11 protein-coding genes are annotated in these 11,524 nt (G+C 46.0%); 6 read left to right on the top strand and 5 right to left on the bottom strand.

The features are described 5' to 3' along the window. Positions 1–118 precede the first annotated feature (118 nt). From VN429_RS05380 to VN429_RS05370, 3 genes are read left to right on the top strand one after another with little or no spacing between them, the layout of a single operon-like run. On the top strand, positions 119–2,137 hold the full coding sequence (locus VN429_RS05380; protein WP_325630630.1) for an ATP-dependent DNA helicase: 2,019 nt from the start codon (positions 119–121) through the stop codon (positions 2,135–2,137). After that, positions 2,128–2,604, top strand: a complete 477-nt coding sequence (locus VN429_RS05375; protein WP_325630627.1) for a methylated-DNA--[protein]-cysteine S-methyltransferase — start codon at positions 2,128–2,130, stop codon at positions 2,602–2,604. The genes VN429_RS05380 and VN429_RS05375 overlap by 10 nt, the downstream gene beginning before the upstream one ends. Then, positions 2,605–3,201: a molybdenum cofactor guanylyltransferase gene (locus VN429_RS05370; RefSeq protein ID WP_325630625.1), complete on the top strand. Its 597-nt coding sequence runs from the start codon at positions 2,605–2,607 to the stop codon at positions 3,199–3,201. It abuts the gene before it with no gap. A 12-nt stretch (positions 3,202–3,213) separates the two neighbouring features. On the opposite strand, the gene VN429_RS05365 is transcribed toward VN429_RS05370, so the two are convergent. Continuing rightward, positions 3,214–4,461, bottom strand: a complete 1,248-nt coding sequence (locus VN429_RS05365) for a hypothetical protein (protein WP_325630623.1) — start codon at positions 4,459–4,461, stop codon at positions 3,214–3,216. 110 nt (positions 4,462–4,571) lie between these two features. Here VN429_RS05365 and VN429_RS05360 point away from each other — a divergent pair, with 110 nt between their 5' ends. Next, positions 4,572–4,838, top strand: a complete 267-nt coding sequence (locus VN429_RS05360; RefSeq protein ID WP_325630617.1) for a hypothetical protein — start codon at positions 4,572–4,574, stop codon at positions 4,836–4,838. Positions 4,839–4,843: 5 nt separating this feature from the next. Here the strand turns inward: VN429_RS05360 and VN429_RS05355 are convergent, their stop codons facing one another. The 3 genes from VN429_RS05355 to VN429_RS05345 are packed head-to-tail and all read right to left on the bottom strand — an operon-like array spanning position 4,844 to position 9,023. After that, on the bottom strand, positions 4,844–5,698 hold the full coding sequence (locus VN429_RS05355) for a CheR family methyltransferase (RefSeq protein WP_325630612.1): 855 nt from the start codon (positions 5,696–5,698) through the stop codon (positions 4,844–4,846). A gap of 38 nt (positions 5,699–5,736) precedes the next feature. Next, entirely contained in the window at positions 5,737–8,190 is a 2,454-nt protein-coding gene (locus VN429_RS05350) for a chemotaxis protein CheW (RefSeq protein WP_325630607.1), read from the bottom strand. A 5-nt stretch (positions 8,191–8,195) separates the two neighbouring features. Next, positions 8,196–9,023: a ParA family protein gene (locus VN429_RS05345; RefSeq protein WP_325630633.1), complete on the bottom strand. Its 828-nt coding sequence runs from the start codon at positions 9,021–9,023 to the stop codon at positions 8,196–8,198. A gap of 202 nt (positions 9,024–9,225) precedes the next feature. On the opposite strand from VN429_RS05345, the gene ercA reads away from it, so the two are divergent. Together ercA and VN429_RS05335 are read left to right on the top strand one after the other, a co-directional pair. Continuing rightward, positions 9,226–10,392, top strand: a complete 1,167-nt coding sequence (ercA, locus tag VN429_RS05340) for an alcohol dehydrogenase-like regulatory protein ErcA (RefSeq protein ID WP_325630604.1) — start codon at positions 9,226–9,228, stop codon at positions 10,390–10,392. Beyond that, positions 10,376–10,894, top strand: a complete 519-nt coding sequence (locus VN429_RS05335; protein ID WP_325630602.1) for a DNA-deoxyinosine glycosylase — start codon at positions 10,376–10,378, stop codon at positions 10,892–10,894. The genes ercA and VN429_RS05335 overlap by 17 nt, the downstream gene beginning before the upstream one ends. A 17-nt stretch (positions 10,895–10,911) precedes the next feature. Here VN429_RS05335 and VN429_RS05330 read toward each other — a convergent pair. After that, a partial coding sequence (locus tag VN429_RS05330) for a TIGR04083 family peptide-modifying radical SAM enzyme (protein ID WP_325630600.1) occupies positions 10,912–11,524 on the bottom strand: 613 nt, incomplete at its 5' end.

Raw genomic sequence — 11,524 nt, 5'->3', positions numbered from 1 at the left:
CTTTAAAGAGAACGGGTTATAACTTTTTTTAATCTTTTGCTCTTTTTATCATACTGTCTGGTGAAACCGGGTATCTTTTCTTACAGAGATAAGAGGAAGAAAGACTAACAGGTATGGCATGACCCAGCTTGACCGGTGGTTCCCATATCCGGCATACCGACCAGGACAGGAGGATATGTTGAATGAGGCTGCCGCCTGTGCCCGTTCCGGTGGAGTACTCCTGATTGATGCACCAACAGGTTCAGGCAAGTCGAGCGTTGTATCTTCTCTCCTGGCAGAACGCGGAGATCGGCTGGTTGTTGTTGCCGTTCGCACCATTTCCCAGATGACAACCTATATCCGGGAACTGGATTTGGTCCGCAGGAAACAGCCAGGACTCAAATATTCATATCTTGTTGGTAAGGGTTCACTTTGTCCGCTTGGAGGAATTGGTGATGTATACCGGAAATGTGAGGCAGTCAAAGCCTTCTCAACTTCACTTATTAAAGAGCGGGCAGACCGGGGAGCAATGGATCCGTCTAAAGATCCCTATATTCTTCAGCAGATAAAGAAAAATGATCCTGATCATCCCCTTTTATGCCCGTTTTTCATCAGAAGCAAGGCTGCGGTATACTCTGAAAAGAGCGGGAACATAAAGATCATTCCTTCTGAATCATGCCGCCGGAAAGCAGAGATCATCTCATCAAAAGGAGTAGATCCCGGGAATGTCGGCGATCTCTGCGAAGGGCTCTGTCCTTACGAGGTAATGGTGCAGGCATCTCAACATGTTGACCTTCTGGTGCTCAACTATCACCATCTTTTTGATGATCAGATTCGAGAGCAGCTCTATCTGAACCTTCAGCGCGAGCCTTCTGAAATGATGCTCCTCATCGATGAGGCCCATAACTGTGGTGATGTCATGCAGGACATCCTGTCTGTGTCTGTAGATCAACAGGCCCTGGAGGCAGCTGAAAGGGAATTAGGCACCCTGAAAAAAGAGATGAAGAATCTCGAAGCAGTCCGTCATCTGATTCCCCAGATAAACAAATTTATTGACGGTCTTAAACGATCGATGGAGACCGAAGACTGGTTTGATCCCACTATTTTCTCCCGGATGGTCCTCAGAGAGTCGTTTTACAGCAGTTTGGAAGAGGTCGTTGATCAACTCATGGAGGTATCCGAAGTTGTGAAAGAGGCCAGTTCAAAGAAAGGTGATTATAAGGCTACGGGTATTGAGCGGCTTTCTATGTTCCTCTCCCGCCTTAATCTTTCACTTCGCAACCCGTCATATCTCACGGTATACCAAAAAGATCAGGATAAGATCGTACTCAAAGCCCAGAATATTGATCCTGCTCCTGCCCTCTCGGCCCTTGCCAAAGAACACTCCTGTATGATATTGATTTCAGGAACCCTGACTCCCTTATCAAGTTATCAGCAACTCTACTTCCGTACGTTAACAGACAACGTTCCTGTGAAAAGGTTTCAACTTCCCAATTCATTTCCAAGGCAAAATCGTCTCGTCCTTGCTGCTACTGATATCACATCCGCCTTCTCAATGAGACAGAACAAAGAGCATTCGCAGAGACTTATCAAATATATCCTGGCTTTTGCCTCAAGTCCCGGCAACCTTGCAGTCTATTTTCCGTCATACCAGGTGCTGGAAACCATTGTCAGGGATGTAGAGATCCACATTAAAAAAGAGGTGTTCATCGAACCCAAAGAGAGTTCTGAAGCCGGACAACTTCTCTCAAAGTTTATGAATCTTCCAAGAACTGGTCGCTCTGGTATTCTCTTTGCAGTCTGTGGCGGCAAATTTTCTGAAGGTCTTGACTACCGCGGTGAGATGCTCACCGGGGCTATGGTGATAGGCCTTCCCCTTGCACCCTGGAACCGGGTCAGGCAGATGATCATGGACTATTATACGCAGCGGTACGGGGAAGAAGGTAAATTTCTTGCATACACCCTTCCTGCTCTCAACAAAGTACAGCAGGCTCTCGGGCGTGTACTTCGGACTCCAGAAGACCGGGGAGTGCTTGTGTTTGGAGAGAAACGATTTGTTGAGGATCAGATCCGTACTCGTCTTCCTGAATGGATTCAGGATGAACTCATCCCGTGCACATACGAAGAGTTCTCAAAACAGATCAGGGGATGGAAGTGAGCGAGGGATCATGCCGGCTGGGACTCTGGTATGTCAATGTCACCTGGGATGGAAATGTTGCCCACCGGATTCGGTTTCAGAAGACAGGAATTGTGGGACCTGTGCCTGAAGTCATAACCCGCTTTCTTTCTGGAAAAGTTACAAGTCTGGATCCTCTCGTAACTCATCTTCCCGATCAGCCAGGGACATATGGTCGAATATACAAGGTGGTACAGGCTATCCCCTATGGTTCTGTGCAAACATATGGTGAAATTGCACTAAAGGCTGGTACCAGTCCACGGGCAGTAGGACTTGCCATGAGTAGAAATACAACTCCACTTCTTGTACCGTGCCACCGGGTAGTAGCATCAAAAGGACTTGGAGGTTTTACTCCAGATATCTGGATTAAAGAGGAACTGCTTCGTATCGAGGCAGTTGCATCCAAAAAGATGATTCAGCAGAATTTAAGTTTCAAGGAGCAGGAGTGAATGGTACGAGCATCAAGAACCGCTCTCATTCTGCTTGGTGGGATGGCAACCCGGGCCGGAGGAAGAGCCAAGTACCTCTTTGAGTATGAGGGAGAGACCTTTTTACAAAGACAGATAAAAACTCTGACTCTTGTAACTGATGAGATCATCCTCAGTTGCCGAGATGTTGAGCAGGCCAGGGAAGTCACTGCTTCATTTCCATATCCCTGTGTTATTGATACAATTAAGGGGACTGGTCCGGTTGAAGGAATCAGAAGTGCTCTCTCACATACAAAGGGAGACTTCATCATCATTGTCGCCTGTGACATGCCGTTTATCTCTGCAGCGGTTATCGAGGAACTATTCACTCGTATTGGCAATGCAGATGTAGCCATACCGGAATGGGAGGCCGGCCACCTTGAACCCCTACATGCAGTCTACAGAAGAGAAGCTTTGATCTGGTTTTTTTCGAATTATACAGCCCGGAGAATAAGGGATATTACTGACCAACTCTCGACTCTGGTTATCCCGGTCAACGAGATTCAGAAGTTAGATCCTGAATTGAAAACCTTCACAAACATCAACTATCTGCAGGAATTCAGTGTATTAACTCAGTAAAAAAAGGTGGGTTTATCCTGAAGAATTCACCCGTGAGACGATAATTACACCATATCGCTGGAGATCAGTGAGTGATACTGCCGGAACTGAAAAACTGGTCAGTTCTATCAGGTACTGCCCCTGCACAAAAGCAACCTCTGTTTTGCGGACGGTTTCAAACTGGTATCCTCCCTGACCGATAAGTGTTGCAGCCGGGTTTTCTGAAGCAGCGGCCTTCTTGAGGTCAGCGAGTGCAGTTAGAGCTTTATCAGTTGAATCATACTTTTTGATGTTTTGTTCGAGTTTGTATCCTGAAGCCGGGTTTACAAAGATAGACTGATATTGCGAAGCAGTATACGTAATATCTCCTGAAACTTTCCAGTCGGCTGGAAGGTCAGAGGGTATTAGATATATTGCTGGTATAAGGCCGGCCTCCTGCTTCTTTGTGTCAATAAGGCTGGTCACGTTCTGGTACTGTTCAAGTGCATCAGAACTTACCGGAACTTTTAAAATTACACTAGCATTGACGTTGTTTCCAAGAAGATCAAACTGATATGATCCACTTGATCTCAAAACAACAGTTTTATTGGACTGGCTGTATGTTTTTCCGTATCCTTCAGTCAATACTTCAGATCCATCCTTGAGATCATAAACCCTCATCTCAAACCAAGCGTCCTTTGGAGGTCGGTTTACTGTGACATTGATCAATCCCTCTTTATCTCCTGTCCTTTTATCATATGAGATGACATGGGTTTCAATTTCTGGAGCAATCTTCAGATCTACATACAGGGGAGGATTCTTTACGGTGTAGGTATACGCAACTGCATCATTAGAGAAGGTGTGGTTAATATCATAAATCGTAACGAACTCTGCGTTCGGCCCGATGGCAGTCCGGTTATTGAGTGCTGAGTACGACTGTGTTTCAGAGGGATTTGGAAGACCCTGTAGGCTTCTTGGCGTAACTTTCACCACCGGAACATCAGGTGGAATGATCTGACTTGAATTAATACCCGGGCTGCTGTCTCCGCTTGCCTGGGATGATCCTGATCCTGAAACATTTCCCGGTGCTGAAGAAGAATTTGCAGGTGCCGGGGTAGATGTTTTACTCTCTAAACCTGACGTCAGGTTTCCTGAAGATCCAACAGATCCATAGGCTGATGCGTTTTTCTCTCCAGATGGAGGTGTAACCTCAACACAGCCACATATCATTATACATATGACTGCAATGGACACTGCAAGAAGGAGAACTCCCGTTCTTGTATATTTCTCTCCCCTTTCCATACCTACTATTGAGATCGTGAAAAAATATCTACTTACTCATGATCTGAAATGAACTGTCACTTTTTCATAAGAGTATTTAATTAGATATCAAGCGTAATGTGGAGTATCTGATGAAACTTCTCAACCTCAAACTGTGGGGTCCTTTTTACGTTATAGGTCTTCTGATAATCCTGCTCATGATGTGGTTGATCGAGGCAATTCGTCCGAAGGGAATAGCACTGTGGGTAGGTAGCCTGCTAATCCTTATCGGAGTTATTTTCAATTTTTATATGATGTACGGTGAGATCAAAGCTCACGATGATAAACAGGACAAAAACAGGGAGTTATCCGGTCTTGAGCCCCTTCCGAAAAAACGAAGCCTGTTTAGAAGAGGATAACTGTTTTATTGTTCAACTTTCTGAAATACTTTCAGCATTGGTTTATACGCTTTGAAAAGGTGTTCTACATCTTTAGCCATGTACTCTGACATCCCCATGATGTAAAAACCGTCTTTTCCAAGGCTCTCATGTACGAGTTTTACAAGGTCTTTCTTCTGCTGCTCGTTGAAGTATATGGTCACATTCCTGCATGAGACCATATCCATCATCCTGGATACCGGGCCTGACATCATCAGATCATGTGCCTGGAACCTGACCACCTGTTTGATATGATCCTTTACGTAGAACTTGCCATCCTCTTTCTTATCGAAATGTTTGGCTATCTGCGTCTCGGTCATGTTTTCCAGAGCATTCTTTTCGTATGCACCAAGTTTGGCCTTCTTGAGCATCTCTTCATCAATGTCAGATGCTATAATTGAGCCATTAAATGCTGGACCGGTCTTTCCAAGCTCATACAGGATGATGGCATACGTGTATGGTTCCTCTCCTGAAGAGCATCCTGCACTCCATATCTTGATAGTACGTTTGTCTTTCAGGATAGTAGGGAAAATTTCTTTTTTTACCAGATCAAAAACTTCAAGATCCCTAAAGAACTTGGTAACATTGATGGTGAGAGCATTCCTGAGTTTCTCCTCTTCCTCAGGATGAGTGCGAAGATATTGGTGGTACTCAGCAAAGTCCTTTGACCGTGTTGAATTCATTCGTGAAAGCAGTCTTCGTTTAATATAATCCTGCTTGTAATTTGTCAACTGAATTTTCAGGCGCTTTTGGACATCCAGAATCAGTTCGGGTAGACCTTTTTCACTTACCTGCGGTACTGAAATCTGGGGAAAAACCGGGGTTGGGAGTTTTTTTTCCATAATTGTGCCTGATTAATATGAACGGAACTAATAACAATTCAGGAATATCCCTGAATATCACGTAGTATTTTCTGGATGTCAAGCCAGATAATGAGCGTTGTTTCCTGGCTGGTTTCACTGCGTTTCTCTAGAACATCATTATGAGTTATTTTTATGATTCCTTTTATGTGAGTCTTAATCTGAGTTGTTATATCGTCACCCAGCATGGAGACATGCCTGCCCATGATCTCAGTGACGCTCTGGACATTATCCACGATGATACCAACATGTTCTCCTCCTGTGACATCTGACGGAATAATGATTATCTTTTGTCCGGATCGATCACTTCGTGAACGCTGCCCGAGCAGGATTGCCAGATCGATAACGTGGGTTACTTCTCCTCTCAGATTTATAATCCCTATTACGTATGGGGGGGTCCGGGGAAGTGGAGTGATTGGCTGAATCTCCACCACCTCCCTGACCATTGTTATATCTATTGCGTATCTCTCTTCGTTTAGTTCAAATTCTACGATATCTATCTGCTCGCCTGAATCAAGCTGGTTTGATGATGAACTTAACCCCTGTTCTTCTTTGATTGTCTTTATCTGTCCCTCAAGAGCTTGAATTTTCTTTTCTAATGAGTTGATGCGTATGATCTCATTTGTGACATCCAGGTACCAAAAAGTCTGGTTTGTCTCCTCTCCATTTTGGTTCCAGGATGTTTCCCTGAACCAGAATTCACCAGAGGGAAATGTTGCGTGAACTATACCTGGCGGTTCAAAAATCATGAGTTTCTGACGCATCTGCCCAATGAATAATTCAGATCCTGCTCCTGCCATCCTGGTGAATGCTTCATTGACCTTGATAATTGCTCCAGACATGTCTGCTTGCAGTACCGGAATTGGAAGATCATTTGCATCCGCATTGTTTCTGACTGAATCGGTTTGCGGGCCTATCTCCACAACAGGACTGGAAATAGCAGCGGGCAGAGATGTAGCCGCTGGTGGAATTGCCTGAATCTGACTGGGTGCAGACCTCTCTTCAGCCTTGGTTATCGGTTGCAGGATCAGGATGACTGAAACTCCGCTTCCTGATGAACCCACCGGGACTACCATCCCGGAGTTCTCCTGAACTCCCCATGTGGTTTCGAGTCTGATAACTTCAGGGAGAAACTGGACTTCTGTAGCATCCTTAAGGAGAACTGAATCCGGAACAGTGACTCCGATATCTCTGACATCAGTCCCGGTGAGATCTGCCGGACTGATACCTGTCAGTTCAGTAAACCCTTCATTGGCATAGATTACACGTGCATGTTCATCCAGGAGTGCTGCTGCCGCTGGATTGAGATCCAGCAGCATCTTCAGCATCAGATCTCCACCTTGTGAGTGTGCTTCTATAGCCCCATTAGTCTCTGCAGGCTCCTGTTCCTGATCTGCAGGTATCGGGACACCTGCAAGCAGGAGAAGAGGTTCTTCCTCTGATAATCCTACAGGGGTGATCCCGAAGAATACTGTCTCTTCAGTACCATCAGGGTGGATTACCTGGGCATCTACCTGGCATGGTTCTGGAGCCAGAAGAACTTCTGCGATGATCTCTGCATCCCGGTTTCTTATACCACAACTACCGATGTCGCGGAGGAAAACATTCTCTTTTGTTCTGCCGACAAGAGAGCAGAAGGCCTGATTGCATGCAGTTATTGTGCGATACTGATCCACTACAACTGCCGGGAGGGGGAAATGTTCGAATGCCAGCAAAGCATAATTTTGGGAATCATTTCTGACTGGAGGCAGTTCAGGAATTTCAGTCAGTTCATCAACCAGTTCCTGGGTTTGTTGACCTTTCTCAGCCGTTGACCCCTGTGCTGCCGGGTCCGGGTTTCTTGTGGTTTTTACGAGGATAACGAGAGATATTGCCTCATGATCAAACGGAACCACCGGAGGAGTCAGGGTGACAATTGAGTACGCCTCTCCATCAGGACCCGTTATGACCGGTTCATCTGGGAAATATGTACTCAATGGTGGGTGTGAAGTGGTGATACTGCTTCGGGCAATAGAGAAAAGAGTGCAGAATGCATTATTTGCATCATACAGACTATTTTCAGAGCCGGTGAGTACCATGGGAACATCATGGTACTGAAAGATCTCAAGTGCCCTGTCAAACTCGGTATGAGAAGTAATCAAATCATTCAGATATGATTCACGTTCTGAAGAGAGCTGGACATTCTCTGATTGCAGGTCTGAAATCTGTTGACTTTTCTGCAGAAGTTTGGACTGCAGATCTGCATTTTCCGAGTTCTGCTGGTTTATTGTATTTACCTGGGTGATGAGCCGTGTGATGACTGGTTTAAAGATCTCTGGAATATCAGCAGGTTCACAGTCCTGAGTCTCATTGATCTTCCGTACTGCCTCTTCAACTTCTGAAACCGGAATGGAATCTACCCGGACCGGTGAAGTTCCAGCACCGGTAAACAGGGCACGACGACCCGACCGGTTCTTCTCCTGTTCCTCTGTCATTCCCTTCACCCCTGATCAAGAGCCTGCGCTATCTGTTCGAATGCCTTTGCTGCCGGATCCTCTGGATGAGAAAACGCGAGTGGCATTCCCCGTCTGTTTGACAGCCCTACCTGCTGACTTTCGGGAACCTGAATCACCGTGCCTACTTCACGCTTCATCTGATCTTCAAGGATATGTTTTATTTCATCTGTCTGATCTGACATTTTCTGTCTTGTAAACCGGGCAGAAATTTTTGAAAAGAATGACTGCTCAGAAACCGGCAGGCTCCACCTGTTTAATACAGCCATTTTTATCTGGATCTTCTTGTTCAGTATCTCTTCTATGTCAGACAGGATAAGCCTGATATTTTCGTATCCGTTCAGAGCAAAACTATCAGGAGAAAAGACTATTACAGTCCTATCTGCTGCAATAATACCGTTTAATAAAAACTGTCCAAGGAATGGAGGAGTATCAATCAGGATATGATCGTACCGATCTTTCAGAGATGCTACCTCTCTGGCCAGGATCTCATACCGGTCAGGGTTCTGATAGAGCAGGGATTCTGCACCAACCAGGTCCAGGTGAGAAGGAATAAGATCGATATTTGATATCGTGCGTATGATCAAACTGGCTAGTGGAACCGGCTCGGTGTCAGGATTATTTTGTGACGAGTAGTAATGATAGATATTGTGAGCCGGTGTATCCGGATGAATCCCAAGCCCGAGGGTAGCGTTGGCCTGGGGATCAGTATCTATTACCAGAACCCGGCGACCTGATTTCACCAGAAATCCAGCTACCTGAAGACAGGTAGTGGTTTTTCCGGTTCCTCCTTTATGATGAGCAAAGGCTGTGATCGTTATCAGGATCCCCTCTTATACCGTACATCCTGAGGCATTTATATTTATTATTACCGGACCCGGGTGGGTCTTCTACCAGATCCACAAGTATTGGTATATGAGACGGTGACCTGTACTCTTCATCTTCTGGTTTGGCAGCATCCAAAAAGAATCAGAACACGTGATCTTTTATACCTCATGTTCATATTACTCACATATCATGACCGATCCGTCAGTCTTTGAACTGAGAAAGTTCGTAGCGCCGGAGATCGTGTACGGAGACGGTGCCCGCTTTTTGGCAGGTAGGTTTGCCTCGATATTTCAGGCAGAGAATATACTGGTAGTCACTGATCCTGGGATCATCGCTTCTGGTATTACTGCTGAAATTCTTGAGAGCCTAGATGAGGCAGGAATAAGGTACTCTGTCTTTTCTGATATTCTGCCTAACCCCCATGCCGAATCGGTCATGGAAGGTGCCCGGATTTATAAAGAGAATCATTGCACCGGTATCATCGCTGTGGGTGGTGGCTCGCCGATTGATTGTGCCAAAGGGATTGGTATAGTCAGTTCAAACAACCGCCACATCCTGGAGTTTGAAGGAGTTGATATGGTGGAAATACCTGCTCCGCCACTCATCTGTATCCCTACCACTTCGGGGAGTAGTGCCGATGTCTCGCAGTTTGCAATTATATCAGATCAGGCCAGGAAAGTGAAGATTGCTATCGTTTCAAAAACTCTGGTCCCGGATGTTGCACTGATTGACCCGGCAACCCTCCTGACTCTCGGGCCTGACCTGACACTTCATACTGTTCTTGATGCCCTGACCCATGCAATTGAAGCCTATGTCTCAAATGCACATTCTTCAATCACAGATATTCATGCTCTAGAAGCTATCAGGTTGATCTGGTCGTACCTGCCGCTCGTCATGCAGGATCCTGCTAACCTTGAGTACCGGTCCTACACGATGCTTGCAAGTATGCATGCAGGGCTTGCCTTCTCAAATGCAAGCCTGGGTGCTGTACATGCTATGGCACACAGCCTCGGAGGATTTCTCGATCTTCCTCATGGAATGTGCAACGCCATGCTTCTTCCAGCAGTAATCCGCTACAATTACCCAGGAGCACAGGAGCGGTATGATTCCATTGCAAGGGTGATGGGGATTGATATAACTGGAAATTCTGGAGAAGCACGAAGTAAGTTACTCATCTCTACCCTGATGAATTTCTATCATGTAATTGGATTTTCAAGTAACCTGTCAGAAGCCGGTGTGAAAAAATCCCACCTGATGGATCTTACAGATAAGGCTATGGCTGACGTCTGTATGGTTACCAATCCTCGCCAAATCGAACGTGAAGATCTCCTTGGCATTTATGAATCAGCTCTCTGACCGTCTTATCGGGCTTGAACCGGTAGTTGATATCACAAGCCGGGTTTTGATTGTTGGGAGTTTTCCATCCAAAATTTCTCTTCAGATCGGGCAGTATTATGCAAATCCCAGAAATGATTTCTGGAAAATTATGGAAGTTGTCATCGGGATGCATGCGGATCTTTCGTATGAGGGCAGACTTTCCTTTCTTCTTTCCCACGGGATTGGACTTTGGGATGTTGTGTATTCATGTTCCCGGATGGGAAGTTCGGATTCAGCGATCCGGGATCCAGAACCTTCCCCGATTGGTTCACTTCTAGCCCGTTACCCTGATATCAGTGCAGTATTCTGTAACGGGAGGCGTTCAGAAGCAGGGCTTGAGCAGGCAATGGAACTGGGCCAGGAAAATAAAAAGAGAATGGTTCATACCGGGTATCTTCCATCAAGCAGCCCGGCCCATGCAGTTCGGTTTGAAGAAAAGTGTCAGACATGGATGATCCTCCGTGATTACATCCTCTCCTGATTTGCATACCATCTGAATTACTTCATCACAATCCGATGAATCAGGGACATTATCCCTGGTTTTGAATCAGGTTTATGTGATGATGGAAACGGACTCATAAAAGCTGGTGGGGCAGCAAACATCTCCTCGTTCATACGATCAGAGATCTCGTCAAAGATCCGCTTATATGCGATGCAATGTGGATCAACTCCTGACAGACTTCCCTGATCAGGGGCAATAGCGTTGTATGGACATCCACCGCGACAGTATGGAATATGCCGACATGAACTGCACGCTTTATCAACGTATTCCTTGAACTCATGCATCTTTTTCCAGGCATTACTCTGGGAGAGATCATCAATGCCCGGACTGTCATACACCGAGCCCATCACCCACTGTTCCATTCCGACAAACCGGTAACAGGGATAGATACTCCCATCAGGCCCGATGGCAAAGGTGTTTGCCATACAATCAGCATATGTGCACACTGTTCCACGCCTTGTAAAAACGCACCTGCAGAGATCGTTGATGTTCATGATCTCAAGTTCACCCTGATTCTCAAGTGCCTGATCGAGCAGGTAGACAAGCAGCTTTCCGTACTCATCAGGGGGAAGAGCCCACTGCTGCGGCTCCTCGCTGCGAAGTGAAGGG

This window comes from Methanospirillum sp., assembly GCF_035560735.1.
In the GTDB taxonomy this organism is placed as follows: domain Archaea; phylum Halobacteriota; class Methanomicrobia; order Methanomicrobiales; family Methanospirillaceae; genus Methanospirillum.
The sequence above is the reverse complement of the archived record's forward strand: the minus strand, read 5'-3'. Positions and strand labels throughout refer to the sequence as shown.